The 18,231-nt window shown below is 65.8% G+C and carries 15 protein-coding genes; 11 read left to right on the forward strand and 4 right to left on the reverse strand.

What is annotated here, in order from left to right; genetic code table 11:
* Nucleotides 1-47: 47 nt before the first annotated feature.
* Nucleotides 48-1,262, forward strand: coding sequence for a benzoate/H(+) symporter BenE family transporter (locus B9A31_RS08225; RefSeq protein WP_019097008.1), 1,215 nt, complete (start codon nucleotides 48-50; stop codon nucleotides 1,260-1,262).
* Between the two features lie 59 nt (nucleotides 1,263-1,321).
* Nucleotides 1,322-2,539, forward strand: a complete 1,218-nt coding sequence (locus tag B9A31_RS08230) for an MFS transporter (RefSeq protein WP_016714826.1) — start codon at nucleotides 1,322-1,324, stop codon at nucleotides 2,537-2,539.
* A gap of 29 nt (nucleotides 2,540-2,568) precedes the next feature.
* On the opposite strand, the gene B9A31_RS08235 is transcribed toward B9A31_RS08230, so the two are convergent.
* Nucleotides 2,569-3,870 (reverse strand): phospholipase effector Tle1 domain-containing protein, encoded by a 1,302-nt coding sequence (locus B9A31_RS08235; RefSeq protein WP_084296870.1) that lies wholly within the window; start codon nucleotides 3,868-3,870, stop codon nucleotides 2,569-2,571.
* A gap of 225 nt (nucleotides 3,871-4,095) precedes the next feature.
* Between B9A31_RS08235 and B9A31_RS08240 the strand changes: the two genes are divergently transcribed.
* From B9A31_RS08240 to B9A31_RS08280, 9 genes are all read left to right on the forward strand, one after another.
* Nucleotides 4,096-5,055, forward strand: coding sequence for an AAA family ATPase (locus B9A31_RS08240; protein WP_016714824.1), 960 nt, complete (start codon nucleotides 4,096-4,098; stop codon nucleotides 5,053-5,055).
* A 4-nt stretch (nucleotides 5,056-5,059) separates the two neighbouring features.
* A complete protein-coding gene (locus tag B9A31_RS08245) occupies nucleotides 5,060-6,004 on the forward strand; it encodes a DUF58 domain-containing protein (protein WP_016714823.1) in 945 nt (314 codons plus the stop codon).
* Complete coding sequence (locus B9A31_RS08250) at nucleotides 6,001-6,495, forward strand: DUF4381 domain-containing protein (RefSeq protein ID WP_016714822.1); 495 nt, start codon at nucleotides 6,001-6,003, stop codon at nucleotides 6,493-6,495. The genes B9A31_RS08245 and B9A31_RS08250 overlap by 4 nt, the downstream gene beginning before the upstream one ends.
* Nucleotides 6,488-7,564, forward strand: a complete 1,077-nt coding sequence (locus tag B9A31_RS08255; protein WP_016714821.1) for a vWA domain-containing protein — start codon at nucleotides 6,488-6,490, stop codon at nucleotides 7,562-7,564. The genes B9A31_RS08250 and B9A31_RS08255 overlap by 8 nt, the downstream gene beginning before the upstream one ends.
* Nucleotides 7,561-9,279, forward strand: coding sequence for a tetratricopeptide repeat protein (locus B9A31_RS08260; RefSeq protein WP_025754924.1), 1,719 nt, complete (start codon nucleotides 7,561-7,563; stop codon nucleotides 9,277-9,279). Before B9A31_RS08255 ends, B9A31_RS08260 begins: the two co-directional genes overlap by 4 nt.
* Nucleotides 9,276-10,910, forward strand: a complete 1,635-nt coding sequence (locus B9A31_RS08265; protein WP_027615852.1) for a BatD family protein — start codon at nucleotides 9,276-9,278, stop codon at nucleotides 10,908-10,910. Before B9A31_RS08260 ends, B9A31_RS08265 begins: the two co-directional genes overlap by 4 nt.
* A 114-nt stretch (nucleotides 10,911-11,024) precedes the next feature.
* Entirely contained in the window at nucleotides 11,025-12,263 is a 1,239-nt protein-coding gene (locus tag B9A31_RS08270) for an exonuclease SbcCD subunit D C-terminal domain-containing protein (protein ID WP_019098168.1), read from the forward strand.
* Nucleotides 12,260-15,904 (forward strand): AAA family ATPase, encoded by a 3,645-nt coding sequence (locus B9A31_RS08275; RefSeq protein ID WP_027615853.1) that lies wholly within the window; start codon nucleotides 12,260-12,262, stop codon nucleotides 15,902-15,904. The genes B9A31_RS08270 and B9A31_RS08275 overlap by 4 nt, the downstream gene beginning before the upstream one ends.
* Entirely contained in the window at nucleotides 15,901-16,494 is a 594-nt protein-coding gene (locus tag B9A31_RS08280) for a glutathione S-transferase (RefSeq protein WP_025754922.1), read from the forward strand. Before B9A31_RS08275 ends, B9A31_RS08280 begins: the two co-directional genes overlap by 4 nt.
* Nucleotides 16,495-16,515: 21 nt before the next feature.
* On the opposite strand, the gene B9A31_RS08285 is transcribed toward B9A31_RS08280, so the two are convergent.
* From B9A31_RS08285 to B9A31_RS08295, 3 genes are all read right to left on the reverse strand, one after another.
* Nucleotides 16,516-16,695 carry a hypothetical protein gene (locus tag B9A31_RS08285; RefSeq protein WP_019098170.1) on the reverse strand — a complete coding sequence of 60 codons (180 nt, stop codon included), beginning with the start codon at nucleotides 16,693-16,695 and terminating at the stop codon, nucleotides 16,516-16,518.
* A gap of 122 nt (nucleotides 16,696-16,817) precedes the next feature.
* On the reverse strand, nucleotides 16,818-17,948 hold the full coding sequence (locus B9A31_RS08290; protein WP_084296871.1) for a lactonase family protein: 1,131 nt from the start codon (nucleotides 17,946-17,948) through the stop codon (nucleotides 16,818-16,820).
* Nucleotides 17,914-18,204 (reverse strand): DUF5629 family protein, encoded by a 291-nt coding sequence (locus B9A31_RS08295; RefSeq protein WP_084296872.1) that lies wholly within the window; start codon nucleotides 18,202-18,204, stop codon nucleotides 17,914-17,916. The genes B9A31_RS08290 and B9A31_RS08295 overlap by 35 nt, the downstream gene beginning before the upstream one ends.
* Nucleotides 18,205-18,231 lie beyond the last annotated feature (27 nt).

An 18,231-nucleotide genomic window follows, 5' to 3' on the forward strand; every position in this document is an offset into this window, starting at 1 on the left:
TAGAAGCAGCCTTGCGCTGTTCTACCTGATCTATACCAGAGGCAACCATGGACGCGCCTGTACAAAGCCCTTCAACCCCGTTTCGGGTGGCAGACATCCTTCACCCCGTTGTGGCAGGAATCGTTTCGGTCATCGTCAACTACGGTGGCACCTTCATCCTGGTGTTCCAGGCGGCCAAGGTTGCCGGGCTGAGCCCCGAGCTAACGTCGTCGTGGGTCTGGGCCGTGTCGATAGGCGTCGGCCTCAGCGGCCTGGCGCTGTCCTGGTACAGCCGCGCGCCGGTGATCACGGCCTGGTCCACGCCAGCCGCTGCGTTCCTGGTCACCGCCCTGGCCAACGTGCCCTACAGTGAAGCCATCGGCGCCTACCTGCTGTCGGCCGTCGGCTTCGTGGTGCTGGGGATTACCGGGTGCTTCGAGCGCCTGGTGCGGGTCGTCCCTGGCGGTGTTGCAGCCGGGCTTCTGGCCGGCATCCTGTTGCAGTTCGGTATGGGTGCCTTTGCCAGCCTGTCGGTGGACCCGGCCCTCGCCGGGCTGCTGATTGCGGCCTACGTGGCATTCAAGCGTTTTACCGCCCGCTACGCCGTGGTCGGCATTCTGCTACTGGGCCTCGGCTACTTACTGCTGCAAGGGCAAGTGGGCCTGACCACGTTCAAGCTGGAATTCGCCTCTCCGGTATTCACCGCGCCCACCTTCTCCCTCAACGCTACCCTCAGCGTGGCCCTGCCATTGTTCCTGATCACCCTCACCGGCCAGTACATGCCTGGCATGCTGGTACTGCGCAACGATGGCTTCACGACCAGCGCCAACCCGATCGTCGCGGTCACGGGCCTGGGGTCATTGCTGATGGCGCCGTTCGGTTCGCATGCCTTCAACATCGCCGCCATTACCGCAGCCATCTGCACCGGCAAGGAAGCCCATGAAGACCCAGACAAACGCTGGGTGGCAGGGATCGCCGCCGGTGTCTGCTACATCCTCGTGGGGGTGTTCGGGGTTACCCTGGCGAGTGTGTTCATGGCGCTCCCAGGCACGTTCATCACCACCCTGGCCGGCCTTGCCTTACTGGGCACCATCAGTGCCAGCCTGGCCAGCGCAATGGCCGATGCCCGTGCCCGCGAGGCGGCATTGATCACCTTTCTGGCGGCAGCTGCCAACATCAGCCTGTTCGGCATTGGCGGGGCCTTCTGGGGCCTGGTCATTGGCCTGCTGGCCCATGCTGCACTGAACGGCCGCCTCCCCGCTTTCAGCGGCAACTCCCGCTGAGCGGGCTTCCCTTCACCTTGCCGTGCGCCAGCGGCGCACGCCGTACAACAGGTATCGACATGCCCCAAGCTGGCCCCAAGTTGCTTACCCAAGTGGCTGCCGTGCACTTCGTCAGCCATGTGCACATCATGCTGATCCCGGCGTTATTGCCCGTGCTTCCCGGCCTGCTGGGGGTGGGCTTCGTCGAGCTCGGCGTTGCCTTGGCAGTATTCAACATCGTCTGCGCCCTGGTGCAGGCCCCGCTGGGTTACGCCGTCGACCACTATGGGGCGCGTAAAGTGCTCAAGGCCGGGCTGTTGCTGGGCAGCCTCAGTTTCCTGCTGCTGGCGGCCAGCCCGGGGTATGCGGTACTGCTGGTGGCGATGGCCATGGCTGGCCTGGCCAATGGTGTGTACCACCCGGCCGACTACGCACTGCTGGCCAACGGCATCGAGCCCGCACGCCTGGGGCGGTCGTTCTCGATTCATACCTTTGCCGGGTTCCTTGGCTCGGCGGTCACGCCGGCCGTGTTCCTCGGTATCGCCGCTGTGTTCGGCACGCGGGCGGCCCTGACGGCGGGCGCGGTAGTCGGGGTAGCGGCATTGCTGCTGATCTCGATACCAGGCAGTGGCGTGTACCGGGTCGCAGGGCCTGGCAACCAAACGGGCGCTGGCCCGGTCGCAGCGACAAGCCGCGTGCGTTTGTTCACACCCATGATCGGCGTGCTGACGGTGTTGTTCATCCTGCTCAACCTGAGCACCAGCGCCATTGAAAAGTTTTCCGTCGCCGCACTCGTACAAGGCCAAGGTCTGACCCTGGCCTGGGCCAACACCGCGCTCACCGCCTTCCTGCTGTGCAGCGCAGCGGGCGTGCTGTGCGGTGGTGCCTTGGCCGACCGTACCCGGCGCCATGGCCTGGTGGCTGCACTGGCTTTCGCGGCGGCGGCCGCGCTGACCGCGCTGGTGGCCCTGGGGCTGCTGCAGGGCTGGGCACTGGTGGTAGTACTGGGTGCCATCGGCCTGCTGACCGGGATCATCGCCCCGTCGCGGGACATGCTGGTCAAGGCGGCTGCACCGAAAGGCGCCGAAGGCAAAACGTTCGGGCTGGTGTCGACCGGGTTCAACATTGGTGGCGCCATCGGGCCGGTGGCGTTCGGCTGGATGCTCGACCAGCGCCTGCCAAACGGGATTTTCGTTGCATCGGTCGTGTTCATGGTGCTGACGGTGCTGCTGACCCTGGCGCAAGAGGCGTACCTGGCCAGGGCCCGCAACGCAGAACGACTGGCGCGCGCCGTGTAGGTGCGGCCTGGGCCTGTCATTTGGGTCGTTCAGGATGCCGGGTTGGCATGTACCACGCGCCCGCCTGCGGCCGGCCGATTGACGAACAACACATCCAGCACGCTGTTGCGCAAGCCCTTCAGCGCATTCCAGTTCGCCGAGGCATGCACATACTTCTCGCACAGCAGCCGCTGTTCAGCCTCGCTCAACCCCGGCTGGTCCGTTTCTCCCAAGGCAAACGCATGCAACTTGCGGCTGATCTCCAGCAAATCCTCCGGCAGCCTGTGCTCAGGCTGCTCGCCCAACGGCGCAAATGGCACGCCAGCCCGCACCGCCAGCGCTCGCATCACGCTCAAGTACACCCGGGACAACTGCCCCGCCACTTCCCGTTCACGGTACAACGCCGCATACACCTGCTTTTGCGCTTCATCTGGCCGGCCACCGGCAAGGGGCGCCTCCCAGCTCACGACCTGCGGCCTGGGCTCGCGGCTATCGGGATACGCCGACGCCAACAAGGCGCTTACCGTGGCGTGCACACGGCTTTGCTCGGCACGCATGCCCACCGGTACACGCTGGGACTGCGGCTTGCACAGCAGCACCTGCTCCAGCATGGTTTCCGGGTAACCGCCCCCGATATTCGAATGCACCCCCGGCAACACAATGTCGTGACCACTGCCCACCAGCGGAAAGTTATGCCGCTGCTCATCCCCCGCCACCAGTTGCACCACCTGCCGGGCAATGCCTGCCCTGAGGCCAAGGCGCAGGCCGCCCTGGCGGCTATCGGCGGGATCGAAGTCGCCCTGCAACGGCGCGATGATCGCTGCCACGGTGTCGAACAGGCCGATAAAGTTGATGGAAGTGTCGCACGCTATCGGCAACAACCCACCCGCGCCATCCTGTAGCAGATTGGCCAGATGCCGTGCCGCCGCCGCCCCGCGGCTGAAACCGAACAGGTCGAACTCGACCCGCGCCACGGCTGCCTGCGGATGCGCCCGGCACCAGCCACGCAGTTGTTCGGCCATCCCCTGCAAAGCCTCGGCGACCCTCGCCTCAACCCCCGTGCGCCCACGACCGGTGGCCGCGGCATAGGTATGGTCCGCCTCACCTGCCAGGGTACCCACGCCTTCCACGTAGCGTTTCAGAAACACCAGGGTGCCATCGGCATCAGCCTCACCCGCCGGATACAGGGCATGCAACAGGGCCACATTGCTCAGGGCATTGCCATAGCTGCCGCGCGGTTCATCCACGGCCATGGCATTGTGCAGGTTGTTACCGGTGCCATCGAAAAACACGCCAACACGCAGGGTGGCAGGTGTGGGGATTGGCGTGCTACCGCTGCTCATTTTCATCATCGTGCCTTCTGCTTGCCTGAAAAGCACAAGCAGGCGCCAGCACGCCTTCACCGACCATCAGACAATGGCCAGCCTTACCTGGGACATTTCTGTACCGGCGAGCCCCGTAACGATAAATTTACCCGCCGCCATTGGTCGCCGCCCCCCCGGATAGATTAAAGTATCAGCCCTTGCCAGGGCCGCTACCGTCAGCCGCCTCAGGCCCCACACCAGGAACCGTCGCCGATGGAACACCGTGAAGCGCTGATCGCGCTGCGCACCTTTCTTTCTTCCCAGATCCTAGGCCAGGAGAAACTGGTCGAGCGGCTGTTGATCGTGCTGCTGGCCGACGGCCACATGCTGGTGGAAGGCGCACCGGGCCTGGCCAAAACCAAGGCCATCAAAGAACTTGCCGAAGGCATCGAAGCGCAGTTCCATCGCATCCAGTTCACCCCCGACCTGCTCCCGGCCGACATCACCGGCACCGAAATCTATCGCCCGGAAACCGGCAGCTTCGTATTCCAGCAGGGGCCGATCTTCCACAACCTAGTGCTGGCCGACGAAATCAACCGCGCCCCGGCCAAGGTGCAATCGGCACTGCTCGAAGCCATGGCCGAGCGCCAGGTCAGCGTGGGCCGCAGCACCTACGACCTGTCGCCGCTGTTCCTGGTCATGGCCACGCAGAACCCCATCGAGCAGGAAGGCACCTACCCGCTGCCCGAAGCCCAGCTCGACCGGTTCCTGATGCATGTAAAAATCGGCTTCCCCGACGCGGCGGTGGAGCGGCGCATCCTGGCGCAAGCCCGTGGCGAAGCCCTGGGCGGCGAGACCAAGCCCGAGCGCCGGGTCAGCCAGCAGGCCATCTTCGCCGCGCGCAAGGAAATCCTTGGCCTGTACATGGCCGACGCGGTAGAGGAATACCTGGTGCAGCTGGTCATGGCCACCCGCACCCCGGCCAAGTTCGACGCCGAGCTGGCCGACTGGATCGCCTACGGCGCCAGCCCGCGCGGCTCCATCTCGCTGGACCGCTGCGCGCGTGCCCACGCCTGGCTGGCCGGGCGCGACTTCGTCAGCCCCGAAGACATCCAGGCGGTGCTGTTCGACGTGCTGCGCCACCGCATCATCCTCTCGTTCGAGGCCGAGGCGGCGGGGATCGACCAGGACCGCGTGGTCCAGCGCATCCTCGACGTCGTCGCCGTTGCCTGAGCCCATGCCCACCGCGCAGCTGGCCGAGCCCGGTATCCGCATCGGCCTTGCCGAGCTGATCGACATGCGTCACCGCGTGCGCGAAATCCAGCTGTTTTCCAAGCCCGGCCAGCGCAGCCCGCTGGTGGGCCTGCACCATTCCAAGCTGCGCGGGCGCGGGGTGGACTTCGACCAGGTGCGCGTGTACCAGGCCGGCGACGATGTGCGCAATATCGACTGGCGGGTGACCGCGCGCACCCAGGAGCCGCACACCAAGCTGTTCCACGAAGAGCGCGAGCGGCCGATCTTCATCCTCGTCGAGCAAAGCCAGCGGCTGTTTTTCGGCTCGGGGCTGATGTTCAAGTCAGTGTTGGCAGCCCAGGCCGCTGCCCTGTTCGGTTGGGCCGCGCTCGGCCACAACGACCGCATTGGTGGTTTGGTGTTCGGCGATAACGAACACCACGAAATCAAACCTCGGCGCAGCAAGCAAAGCCTGCTGCAACTGCTCAACCGCCTGGCCAAGGTCAACCAGGCACTGCACACCGAAGCCACGCCCGGGGCCGACAGCCTAGGCCTGGCCCTGCGCCGCGCCCGCGAAGTGCTGCGCCCCGGCAGCCTGGCCATCGTGATTTGCGATGAACGCTCGCTTAGCGCCCAGGTGGAACAGCACCTGGCCATGCTTTCTCGCCATTGCGACCTGCTGTTGCTACCCGTGTCCGATCCACTCGACCATGCCCTGCCGGCCGCCGGCCTGCTGCGCTTCGCCCAGCGCAGCGCCCAGCTGGAGCTCGACACCCTCGATGCCAACCTCCGCCAGGCCTACCGCCAGCAGGCCGAAGCCCGCATCGAGCGCTGGGAACTGATGGCACAGAAGCTGCGCGTGGTCCTGATGCCACTGAGCACGCAAAGCGAAATGATCGAGCAACTGCGCGAATACCTGAACGCACAGCGGCCACGGAGCGCGTCATGAACCCTCTCGACCAGTTGCACCCGCTGATCGACCCGGCACCCATCGGTTTATGGCCACCGGCACCGGGCTGGTGGCTGTTGCTGGCGCTACTGCCGCTGCTGGGCTGGGGCCTGTGGCGGCTGCGCCGCTGGCGCCCGGGCAAACGCCGCATCGTGCGTGCCGAGCAACCGCTCGACCCGGTGCGCGTGGCCGCCCTGGCCGAGCTGGCCCTCCTGCCACGCCCCTACGATGGCGCACCGGCCGGCGCCTGGCTGCAACAGATCAACGCCCTGCTCAAGCGCCTGTGCCGCAACCACTACCCCGGTGCCAACAGCCACACCCTCAACGGCCGCCAATGGCTGGCGTTTCTCGACAACCGCTGCCCGGCCGCCGGCCTGACCCGCTGGATGGTGCTGGTCGAAGGCGCCTACAAACCCGAGTGCAAGCTCGACGACAAAGCCATCGCCGGGCTCAGCCAGGCCGTGGAAACCTGGATCCGCAAGCATGTTTGAACTGGCCTGGCCGTGGGTCTTCGCCCTGTTACCGCTGCCATGGCTGGCACGCCTGCTGCTGCCTGCAGCCGACAGCGGCGAGCCGGTGCTCAAGGTGGGCTTCCTCAACGAACTGGAAGGCCTGGCCGGGCGACGCGCGCGGCTCAACCTGCCGACCTGGCGCCAGCAGGCACCGTTCGTGGTCATCTGGCTGTTGCTGCTGTGCGCAGCTGCCCGCCCGCAGTGGCTGGGCGATCCGGTGCCGGTGGCCGCCAGCGGCCGCGACCTGCTGGTGGCGGTTGACGTGTCCGGGTCGATGGACTTCCCCGACATGCAGTGGAAGAACGAAGACATCAGCCGCCTCGACCTGGTCAAGGCGCTGATGGGCGACTTTCTGCAGGACCGCGAAGGTGACCGCGTGGGCCTGATCCTGTTCGGCAGCCAGGCCTACCTGCAGGCGCCGCTCACCTTTGACCGGCGCACCGTGCGCACCTTCCTCGACGAAGCACAAATCGGCATCGCCGGTAAAAACACCGCCATCGGCGACGCCATTGGCCTGGCAGTCAAACGCCTGCGCCAGCGCCCGGCACAAAGCCGGGTGCTGGTGCTGATCACCGACGGTGCCAACAACGGTGGGCAGATCCACCCACTGACCGCCGCCCGCCTGGCGGCCCAGGAAGGCGTGCGCATCTACACCATCGGCATCGGCGCCAACCCCGAAGCCAGTGGCACCCCTGGCCTGCTGGGCCTCAACCCGAGCCTGGACCTGGACGAAGCCGCGCTCAAGGAGATTGCCGACATCACCCACGGCGCCTACTTCCGCGCCCATGACGGCGCCGAACTGGTCGCCATCGGCGACACCCTCGACCAGCTGGAACCGGTGGCCCAGCAACCGACCCAGGCACGCACGGCCCAGGCCCTGTACGCCTGGCCCCTGGCGCTGGCGCTACTGCTTAGCGTGCTGCTGGTGGTGGCCGTGCAATGGCCCGACAACCTGCTGCAACGCCTGCTGCGCAAGCCGCGCTTTCTGCAACCGCACCCGGAATGGCGCCAGCGCCTGAAGCGCCTGCGTTTAAGGAGGCGGCGATGATCGACCTGTGGCCCCAATGGCTACGGCCGCTCTGGCTGCTGGCCGTGCCCCTGCTCGGCTGGCTGTTGTACAAGCTGTGGCACCGGCGCAAACGCGCCGGGCGCTGGCAGATGATTCTGCCGCCGGCGTTCCATGGCGTCTTGCTGGGCGGCGGTAGCGGCAGCACCAGCAAACTGCCATGGGTGGCGCTGGGCCTGGCCTGGGCGCTGGTGATCCTGGCCCTGCTCGGGCCCAGCTGGCAACGCGTCGAAGAAAACCGCCAACGCCCGGCCGACCCGCTGGTGATCCTGCTGGAGCTGACCCCGCAGATGCTTGCCGAAGACAGCCCGCCCAACCGCCTGGAGCAGGCTCGGCGCAAAATCCTCGACCTGCTCGAACACCGGCGCGACAGCCAGACGGCGCTGGTGGTGTATGCCGGTTCGGCACACACGCTGGTGCCGCTGTCCGATGACCTGGCCACCACCCGCAACCTGCTGGAGGCCATCGACCCGTCGATCATGCCGCAAGCGGGTCAACGCGCCGACCTGGCCGTGCAAAAGGGCCTGGCGCTGCTCGCCCAGAGTGGTTTGGGCCAAGGCCGTCTGCTGCTGATCGGCTCGTCGCTCAGTGCGCCGGAGCGCCAGGGCATCAGCCAGGCCCTCGGCCGCCAAGGCCCCAGCCTGTTGATGCTGGGCATCGGCAGCCGCGAAGGTGCCCCGGTGCGCCAGGCCAACGGCGAATTCCTGAAAGACAACCAAGGTGGCATCCTCTTGCCACGTCTGGAAAGCGCCAGTCTCAAGGGTTTCATCAGCGGTACCGGCGGGCGCTACCGGCATGCCCGCATCGACGACCTCGACCTGCGCGGCCTGGGCCTGTTCGACAACCCGCGTACCGCGCGCAATGACGGCCAGACCCTGCAACTGGACAGCTGGGCAGACCAAGGCTACTGGCTGCTGATCCCGCTGTTGCTGCTGGCAGCCTGCGCCGGCCGGCGAGGCTGGCTGTTCTGCCTGCCGCTGCTGCTGGCCTTGCCGCAGCCCAGCCAGGCCTTCGAGTTCAACGACCTGTGGCTGCGCCCCGACCAGCAAGGCCGGCGCCTGCTGGAACAAAACCGCCCGGCCAGCGCCGCGCGTCACTTCCAGGACCCACAGTGGCGCGGCATGGCGCTGTACCAGGCCGGCGACTATGCCGGTGCCGCCGAAGCGTTTTCTCAGGGCGACACGGCAGCTGCCCACTACAATCGAGGCAATGCCCTGGCCCGCAGCGGTGAACTGGAGGCCGCCCTGGACGCCTACGAGCAAGCCCTGGAGCGCCAGCCCGACCTGCAAGCGGCGCTGGACAACCAGGCGCTGGTGCAACAACTGTTGCAACAGCGCGAGGCCAAAGCCGAGGAACAACCGGCCAGCAGCGACGACCAAGGCACACCTGGCAGCGAAACCGAGGGCAACAGCAGCTCGGCCAGCAGCCCGGCCCAAGGCACGCCCGGCAACAACGAACAAGCCAGCGCCGAACAACCCGGCGAAGGCAGCAACAACAGCCAGGCCACGCCCGGTAACCAGGCGGGCAGTGACGACAGCGTGATCCAGCCGCCCCAGCGCCCGGTATCGACAAATCTCGATGCCGAGCAACGCCAGGCCCTGGAACAATGGCTGCGGGAGATCCCCGACAACCCGGCGGAGCTGCTGCGGCGCAAATTCTGGTATGAACAGCAATTGCATCAGGAAACCCCACGATGAGTCGCTTCGGCGTCTTGCTTCTCACCCTGCTGTGGGCCGTGCTGGCCCAGGCCGAACCGCTGCTGCAAGCCAGCGTCGACCGTACCCGCCTGGAAGCTGGCGAAAGCCTGGAACTGACCCTGGAAAGCCAGGACGTGACCCAGTTCGGCAAACCCGACCTGCGCGCCCTGGAAGGTGACTTCGAGGTACGCGGCACGCGCCAGCTGAACAGCCTGCACACCCTCGATGGCGAAACCCGCGCCAGCACCCGCTGGATCATTACCCTGCTGCCACGGCGCAGCGGCAGCCTGCGCATTCCTGAGCTGCAACTGGGCCAGTCGCACAGCCAGCCCATCGAGCTGCAAGTGCTGCAGGCTGATGCCAGCCGGCCCGACAGCGCCTCTCAGGTATTCATCGAGGCAACCCTCGACAGCACCGACGTCTATGTCCAGGCCCAGGCCATGCTGACCCTGCGCATCTACCACTCGGTAGCGCTGTATGACGACAGCAGCCTGAGCCCGTTGCAACTGGATAACGCCAAGGTCGAGCCGCTGGGCGAATCGCGCACCTATGAAAAGGAAATCAACGGCGTACGCCACGGCGTGATCGAAACCCGCTATGCCGTGTATGCCCAGCAAAGCGGCACCCTCGACATCCCGCCGTTGACCTTCACCGCCACGGCCGCTGCCAGCAGCGACGAAAGCGCGCAGGCCAATGCCACGGCCCGCGCCGGCCACCAGGTGCAGGTGAGTTCACTGCCGCTGCGCCTGACCGTGCGCCCCATTCCGGCCGCCTGGCCCGCCGGCGTACCTTGGTTGCCGGCGCGCAGCCTGACGCTGGAAGAACACTGGAACCCCGACCCCGGCAACCAGCAGGTACAGATTGGCGACTCGCTGACCCGTAACATCACCTTGCGTGCCGAAGGTTTGTCCAGCACCCAGCTGCCGCCACTGCCGGCCACCGAAATCACCGGTTTGCGCCGCTACCCCGACCAGCCGCTGCTACGCAACGAAATCAGCGACCGTGGCATGACCGCCAACCGCGAAGAGCGCGAAGCCTTGGTGCCCACCCACGCCGGCACGCTGGCCCTGCCGGCGCTGGAAGTGGCCTGGTGGAACACCCGCGAAGACCACCTGGAGCACACCAGCCTGCCAGCGCGCACCCTGAACGTGCAGGATAACCCGGCATTGGGCGCCGACACCCCGGTAGGTGACAACAGCAGCGCCAGTACCCTGCTGTGGCCCTGGCAGCTGGCCACCTTGGTGTTCGCCCTCACCACCGTGCTGGGCTTCGCCCTGTGGTGGCGCGCCCGCTCACAACCGGCGGTGCTGCGCGCCGCGCAGAACGGGCCAAGCCCACGCACCCTGCTGGACGACCTCAAGCGCGCCTGCCAGGCCAACGACCCTCAGGCCACGCGTCAGGCACTGGACGCCTGGGCCCGGCAGCAGCCGGAGACATTGGCCGAAATGGCGGCGCGCTTCGTGCCGTTGTCGGATGCGCTGGACGGGTTGAACGGGGCGCTGTACAGCGAGAGTGGCCAGTATTGGCAGGGTGAGGAATTGTGGCGGGCAATCGGCACCATCCCTCCGGCCGAGCAAGTGTTGTTGCCGGCCGGGGAGAATGGCGGGTTGCCGCCGCTTTATCCCAAGTAATGGGCTGCCTGAGCCGGCCTCTTTGCGGGTAAACCCGAGCCCACAGCTGCCCCGCGCTTGGGTTACCATACCGCCCTTTCCCCGCTTGCCCGACTCGACACCAACAGGTCATCCATGCGTCTGTTTCATACCTCCGACTGGCACCTGGGCCAAAGCCTGCACGGCCAGGAACGCGACTTCGAACACGCCTGCTTCCTCGACTGGTTGCTCGGCCAACTGCGCCTGCGCCAGCCCGATGCGCTGCTGATCGCCGGCGATATCTTCGACACGGTCAACCCGCCGGTCAAAGCCCAGGAACGCCTCTACGACTTCATCGTCCAGGCCCACGAGCAGCAGCCCAAGCTGGATATCGTGATGATCGCCGGCAACCACGACTCGGGCTCGCGCATCGAGTTGCCCGCCGCGTTGATGCGCCGCCTGCGTACCCATGCGCTGGGCCGTGTGCATTGGCTGGACGAAGGCCAGCTGGATGCCGAGCGCCTGTTGATTCCACTGACCAATGGCCGTGGCAAGGTCGCCGCCTGGTGCCTGGCCCTGCCCTTCCTGCGCCCGGCCGAAGTGACTGGCCCGCACCTGGGTGACGACTACCTGCAAGGCATTACTCAGGTACATCAGCAACTGATCGCCGCCGCGCAAAAAAAGCGCAAGAAAGACCAGGCGCTGATTGCCATCAGCCATGCGCACATGGCCGGTGGCGCGGTGTCGGAGGACTCCGAGCGCAGCCTGATCATCGGCAACGCCGAGGCGCTGCCGGCCAAGCTGTTCGACAAGGCCATCAGCTACGTTGCCTTGGGCCACCTGCACAAGCCGCAGAAGGTCAACCGCGAAGAACGTATCCGCTACAGCGGCTCGCCGATCCCGCTGTCGTTCGCTGAAATCAACTACCCGCACCAAGTGCTGGAAGTGGAGCTGGACGGTAGCGACCTGGTCAGCGTCGAGCCGCGGCCGGTACCGCGCGCCGTGGCCCTGCAACGGGTTGGCCCGGCACCGTTGGGCGAACTGCTGCAGCAACTGGCTGACTTGCCGGTAGTCGACCTGCTCGAAGACCCCAACCGTCAGCCCTGGCTGGAGGTGCGGGTGGTACTGGACGAGCCGCAACCCGACTTGCGCCAGCAGATCGAAACCGCCCTGGAAGGCAAAGCCGTGCGGCTGATCCGCATCAGCGCCGAATACGCCGGCCGCACCAACGCCGAAGACGATGACCTGGCCTTTGTCGAACTGGCCCAAATGACCCCGCAAGACCTGTTCAGCCGAGCCTGGGAACAGGCCTACGGCAACCCCGCCGACGAACAGGCCCTGGCCGACTTTGCCCTGCTGTTGCAGGACGTGCAGCAGGAAGAAGAGCAGCCATGAAGATTCTCGCCATCCGCCTGAAAAACCTGGCATCGCTAGCCGGCCCGATAGACATCGATTTCACCGCAGAACCCTTGGCCAGTGCCGGCCTGTTCGCCATCACCGGGCCGACCGGGGCTGGCAAAAGCACCCTGCTCGATGCCCTGTGCCTGGCGCTGTTCGGCACCGTGCCACGGCTCAATGACATCGGCCGCGAGGCCAAGGTGCCGGACGCTGAGGGCGAAATTCCCACGTCTGACCCGCGCAACCTGCTGCGCCGTGGCACCGGCAGTGGCTTTGCCGAGGTCGATTTCGTCGGCATCGATGGCCGCCGCTACCGCGCCCGCTGGGAAGCCAACCGCGCCCGCGACAAAGCCAACGGCAAACTTCAGCTTAGCCGCCAGAGTTTCTATGACCTGGACAGCGAGCAAGTGCTGGCAAGCGCCAAGAACGAGTACAAGCAACTGATCGAAGCCCGCCTCGGCCTGAACTTCGAGCAGTTCACCCGCGCCGTGATGCTGGCCCAGAGCGAGTTTGGCGCCTTCCTCAAGGCTGACGACAGAGAGCGCAGCGAACTGCTGGAAAAGCTCACCAACACCGCCATCTACACCCGCTTGGGCCAACGCGCCTTTAGCAAGGCCCGTGAAGCCGGTGAAGCCCACAACGCCCTGAAGGACCGCGCCAGCCACCTGCTGCCAATGGCCGCCGAAGCACGCGCCGAGCTAGACCAGCGCTTGGCGCAAGCCCAGCAGCAGTTCAAGGCCGACCAGGCCGACGAGCGCCAGCTGGAGCAGCAACGCAACTGGCTGAATGAACAACGCCAGCTGCAGGCCCAGTACGCCGAAGCCGGCACCGCGCTGCAGGCCGCCGAGCAGGACTGGCAGCAACTGGCCGAACCTCGCCTGGACCTCGTTCGCCTGGAGCGTTTGGCGCCGCAGCGTCACCAGTTCCATCGCCAGCAAACGCTGACCGCTCAACTGGCGCCAGTCGCAGCGACGATCGCTGAACAGCAACAGCAACAAACTGAGTTGCAACTGCGTACCCGTGAACTTGAACAGGCACTGGACAATGTCCGCCAAGCGCTGGCCGACAACCAGGCACGGCACGGTGAAAACGCCCCGCGCCTGCGCCAGGCCTTTGCCGCACAGGACAACCTGGCCCGCCTGGACCAGGAGCTGGCCGCGCAGCGCAGCAGCAGCGAACAGGCCGCACAGCACGTCGCCGACGGCCAGCAACAGTTGCAGCAGCTGGAGCACAACCAGCAACGCAGCGTGCAGCAACTGGCCCAGATCGACACCGCGCTCGCCGACAGCCAGCACTTGGCGGGCCTGGCCGATGCCTGGCATGCCTACCTGCCGCAACTGAAGCAGGTGATGCTGATTGGCGGCCGTCTGGCCAAGGGCCGTGAGGAACTGCCTGGCCTGCAAGCCCTGGCCAGCCAGGCCAATGCGCACTTGCAGGCCGAACGCGACACCTACGACCTGCTGTTCCGCGAAGCCAAGGCCGAACCGCACGCCCTGGCGGAACAGATCGACCTGCTGGGCGGCATGCTGCAGGACAACCGCAAGCAGCAACGCGCCATTGAACAACTGTCGCGCCTGCATGGCCGCGAAATGGAGCTGCGCCAGCAGCTGGATGCCGTGCGCGAGCGGCAACAGCAAGCCATGCAGCAGCGCCAGCAACTGATTACCGAAGGCACCGCCGCCAAGGCCGAGCTGGAAACCGCCGAACAGGCACTTGACCTCACCCGTCAGCTGCTGGAGCGCCAGCGTCTGGCGCGCAATACCAGCGTTGAAGAATTGCGCGGCCAATTGCGCGATGGCGAACCCTGCCCGGTATGCGGCAGCGCCGAGCACCCGTTTCATCAACCCGAAGCGCTGCTGCAAAGCCTGGGACGTCACGACCAGGCTGAGGTAGACGCCGCGCAGAAGCAGGTGGAAACCCTCAACAGCAAACTGGTGGAGCTGCGCACCCAGTTGGGTGTGGTCAACGCCCAGCTCAAAGACTATCAGCAGCAACAACTGCACCTGGGCGAACAACTGCACGCCCAGGTGGCCGAAGTGCAGGCACATAGCCTGTGGCCTGCCCTCGCCCCGCAAGACGACAAGGCCCGCAGCACCTGGCTCGACAGCCAGTTGCGACGCCTGGACGAAGAAATCGGCCGGGACGAGAAGCGTCAGAGCGCCCTGCTCGCCCTGCAAAAAGATGCAGCCCGCCTCAATCAGCAACTGCAGGCCGCCCACGAAGCGCAACAGCAAGCCCAGCGCCACCTGGAGCAACAGCACCAGGCCCTGGCCAACGACGAGCAGCAACTGCAGCAAGGCCTCGACGACCTGGCCGGCGTATTGCCCGAAGAAGCCGTCAAGGCCTTGAACGACGACCCGGCCAATGCCTTCCTTGCCCTGGACCAGCAGATCGCCCAGCGCCTGCAACACCTGGAACAACGCAAGGACGAGCTGGAGGAACAGCAAGCCCGTCAGGCCCAACTGGACAAGCTGCGCGACCAGCAACAGGCACGTATACAAGGCCAGCAGCAGTTGCAGCAGAAGCTGGCCGCCCTCGACGAGCAACGCCAGCAGGCCCAGGCCTCCCTCGGCGAACTGCTTGGCGAGCACACCAGTGCCGAAGCCTGGCAGCAGCACATGGACACCACGCTGGAACAGGCCCGCGCCCTCGACGCCGACACCGCCCAACGCCTGCAAGCGCTGCGCACCCAGGGCGTGCAGCTGGCCAGCGAACTCAAAGCCAACATCCAGCAGCAACAGGCACTGAACACCGAGTGCCAGCAGCTACAGGGCCAGATCAGCCAGTGGCGCAGCGAGCACCCGGAGCTGGATGATGACGGGCTGGATCGCCTGCTGGCCATGGATGACGCGTACGTCCATGAGTTGCGCCAACGCCTGCAAGGCGCGGAAAAGGCCATCGAACAAGGCCGCGTACTGCTGCAGGAACGTGAGCAACGCCTGCAACAGCACGCCGCGCAGATGACCGTGGACACTTCGGCCGAAGCTCTGGAGCAAGCCCTGACCGAGCTGCGCGAACGCCTGGCCAACCACGAACAGCAGTGCGCCGAACTGCGCGCCCAGCAGGCTGACGACCAACGTCGCCAGCAGGCCCATCAGGCACTGGCGGCCGAAATCGAACAGGCTCACCAGCAGTGGCAACGCTGGGCCCGCCTGAACGCGTTGATCGGTTCGGCCTCGGGCGATGTGTTCCGCAAGATCGCCCAAGGCTACAACCTCGACTTGCTGCTGCACCACGCCAACGCCCAACTGCGTCAACTGGCCCGCCGTTACCGCCTCAAGCGTGGCGGCAGCGCCCTCGGCCTGCTGGTGCTGGACACCGAGATGGGCGATGAGCTGCGCTCGGTGCATTCGCTGTCGGGCGGGGAAACCTTCCTGGTGTCGCTGGCCCTGGCCTTGGGCCTGGCATCGATGGCCTCCAGCACCCTGCGCATCGAGTCGTTGTTCATCGACGAAGGCTTCGGCAGCCTGGACCCCGAGTCGCTGCAACTGGCGATGGATGCGCTCGACGGCCTGCAGGCCCAAGGCCGCAAGGTGGCAGTGATCTCTCATGTGCAGGAAATGCACGAGCGCATTCCGGTACAGATCCAGGTGCGGCGCCAAGGCAATGGCCTGAGCGACGTGGAGGTGTGCGGGTGATCCTCTACTCGTTCCGCCGCTGCCCGTGGGCCATGCGTGCGCGCCTGGCCCTGCGCTATGCCGGCTGTGAGGTAGACATCTGCGAGGTGGCGATGAAGAACAAGCCGGCAGAGCTGCTGGCCTTGTCGCCCAAGGGCACGGTGCCGGTGCTGGATACCGGTGCCGGGGTGCTGGAAGAGAGCCTGGACATCATGCGCTGGGCGCTGGCGCAAAACGACCCGCAGGACTGGCGCTTGCAGGCAGACCCTGCGGCGGCGCAGGTGGCTGACGGGCTGATTGCGCGTAACGACAGCACGTTCAAGGCGCAGGTGAACCTGTACAAGTATGCCGAGCGTTACCCGGAGTATTCCCGCGAGCATTACCGCCAGCAGGCCGAGGCCTGGCTGGCGGAGCTCGAAGGCCTGCTTGAAGGCCGGCCTTACCTGCTGGCTGATCACCCGAGCCTTGCCGATGCTGCGTTACTGCCCCTGATGCGCCAGTTTGCCGGGGTCGAACCACAGTGGTTCGCCGAGGCGGCTTATCCGCGGGTGCGGAGCTGGCTGGAGGGGTGGTTGGCTTCGGAACTCTTCAAATCGATAATGGCCAAGTGATCGGATCGAGTCAGGCTTGACTCAGTGATGCTGCTTGCCGCTAAGGGCCGCATGGAAGTTCGCGCTCTGGCGCAGGTACTGCTCGGTGTAGCTGTGGGTGGCAGCAGCCTTGCCGCTGCTGTCGGCATGGGCATGGGTCGGCAGTACGACCGAAGCGGAAATGGCGGATGCGGCAATGACCGGGAAGAGATTGAAGTTCATCTGGGCTGACCTCGACGGCGGTGGTTTGACGGTGGCCCGTTTGGGCCTTGGGTCAAACTTACGCCGCCAAGGCCGAACGCAAAAATTCATTGCGGCAGTATCGATTATCATGCCGATCGATATCACTCGATGAACTTCAGGTCCGATGGGGCATCCTGTTTCAGTGTCTGCACCGTCTCCAGCAGCTTGCCGCTGCGCGGATCGCGGCGTATGACCACGATCTGGTTGCTCTTCTGGTTGGCCACCAGCAGGAAGTTGTCACTCGGGTCCAGGGCAAACTCACGTGGGTGATCGCCCTCCACCGAGCGCCGCTGCAGGAAGGCCAGCTGGCCGTCCTGCTTGCCCACGCTGAACGCAACGACCTCGTTGGCCGTGCCACGGTTGCTCACGTACAAGAAGCGCCCGTCTGCCGACAAGTGCAAAGCACCCGCCGCCTTCGCTGCTGCCTCGTGACGTTCGGTCAGTGGCAGGCGCTGGCGTTCCACCAGGTTGCCATCCTGCACATCGAACACCACCACCTCGGCACTCATTTCCAGGGTGAGATAGGCGTGCAGGCCCTTGGCGTCAAACAGCAGGTGACGCGGCCCACTGCCCGGCGGCAACGCCACCGACGCGGGTATCGCCGGGGTCAGCGGGTGGTCCGCGCTGGCGCCGTCGTAGCGGTAGATGAACACCTTGTCGGCACCCAGGTCGCTGGCGTACAGGTGCCGGCCGTCCGGCGACAGCACCAGCGAATGCACATGGGCACCGGCCTGTCGCTCCGGGTTGACCCCGCTCGGCTTGTGCCGGGTCTGTTGCACCACGGGCTTGAGCTTGCCGTCCTTGGCCACCGGGATCACCACCAGGCTGCCCCCGGGGTCGGGGTTGACCGCGTAATTGGCCACGAACAGGAAGCGCTGGTCGCGGCTGAGGCTGGCGTGGGTTGGCTCGTCGCCCTGGCTGGCCACTTGGTTAAGTGGTTTGATTTCGCCTTTGGTGCTGATGCTGAAACTGCTGGCATGCCCCTGCGGGGTTTCATTTACCGCGAACAGCTGGCGCTGGTCAGCCGACAGCACCAGCCACGAAGGGCTGACGCTTTTCACCACTTGCAGGGGTGTGGGGTCGATATGGCCGGCCTTGTCGTCGAACTGATAACGGTAGATGCCCTGGCTGGCGCCATCGGTGTAGCTGCCCACCAGCAAGGTAGCGGCGTGGGCATGGAGTGTCAGGCTCATCAGGCTAGCGGTCAGCAGGCTCGTCCACATCCGGTTCATCTTGGTCGTCGTCCGGGGCACGAAAGGCACTCATACAGACTAGACGATGCTCGCCATCGGCATCGTTGAGTTGCCATTCATCACCCGTGGCGATGGCGGCGGCGACTTGCTCGGGAGTGAAGGACCAGCGGCGCAGTTGGCGACCATCCATACATTCGACGGTGAGGCCGGACTCATCAGCGGTGAAGTCGAAGGCGTGCAGGCCGTCGATCAGGAGCATGTCGCAGGTTTGCAGGGCGGTGGCGAGGGGGGACATGGGGGTACCAATTTGAAATGAACCGGC

It is taken from the genome of Pseudomonas sp. URIL14HWK12:I5, assembly GCF_900176445.1.
Classification (GTDB): Bacteria; Pseudomonadota; Gammaproteobacteria; order Pseudomonadales; family Pseudomonadaceae; genus Aquipseudomonas; species Aquipseudomonas monteilii.

What these genes read in the sequence shown, in the direction of transcription:
- B9A31_RS08285 (WP_019098170.1), bottom strand. Translation starts at nt 16,695, where the DNA reads ATGAACTTCAATCTCTTCCCGGTCATTGCCGCATCCGCCATTTCCGCT.
- B9A31_RS08290 (WP_084296871.1), bottom strand. Translation starts at nt 17,948, where the DNA reads ATGAACCGGATGTGGACGAGCCTGCTGACCGCTAGCCTGATGAGCCTG.
- B9A31_RS08235 (WP_084296870.1), bottom strand. Translation starts at nt 3,870, where the DNA reads ATGATGAAAATGAGCAGCGGTAGCACGCCAATCCCCACACCTGCCACC.
- B9A31_RS08250 (WP_016714822.1), top strand. Translation starts at nt 6,001, where the DNA reads ATGAACCCTCTCGACCAGTTGCACCCGCTGATCGACCCGGCACCCATC.
- B9A31_RS08245 (WP_016714823.1), top strand. Translation starts at nt 5,060, where the DNA reads ATGCCCACCGCGCAGCTGGCCGAGCCCGGTATCCGCATCGGCCTTGCC.
- B9A31_RS08265 (WP_027615852.1), top strand. Translation starts at nt 9,276, where the DNA reads ATGAGTCGCTTCGGCGTCTTGCTTCTCACCCTGCTGTGGGCCGTGCTG.
- B9A31_RS08230 (WP_016714826.1), top strand. Translation starts at nt 1,322, where the DNA reads ATGCCCCAAGCTGGCCCCAAGTTGCTTACCCAAGTGGCTGCCGTGCAC.
- B9A31_RS08260 (WP_025754924.1), top strand. Translation starts at nt 7,561, where the DNA reads ATGATCGACCTGTGGCCCCAATGGCTACGGCCGCTCTGGCTGCTGGCC.
- B9A31_RS08295 (WP_084296872.1), bottom strand. Translation starts at nt 18,204, where the DNA reads ATGTCCCCCCTCGCCACCGCCCTGCAAACCTGCGACATGCTCCTGATC.
- B9A31_RS08225 (WP_019097008.1), top strand. Translation starts at nt 48, where the DNA reads ATGGACGCGCCTGTACAAAGCCCTTCAACCCCGTTTCGGGTGGCAGAC.
- B9A31_RS08275 (WP_027615853.1), top strand. Translation starts at nt 12,260, where the DNA reads ATGAAGATTCTCGCCATCCGCCTGAAAAACCTGGCATCGCTAGCCGGC.
- B9A31_RS08270 (WP_019098168.1), top strand. Translation starts at nt 11,025, where the DNA reads ATGCGTCTGTTTCATACCTCCGACTGGCACCTGGGCCAAAGCCTGCAC.
- B9A31_RS08255 (WP_016714821.1), top strand. Translation starts at nt 6,488, where the DNA reads ATGTTTGAACTGGCCTGGCCGTGGGTCTTCGCCCTGTTACCGCTGCCA.
- B9A31_RS08240 (WP_016714824.1), top strand. Translation starts at nt 4,096, where the DNA reads ATGGAACACCGTGAAGCGCTGATCGCGCTGCGCACCTTTCTTTCTTCC.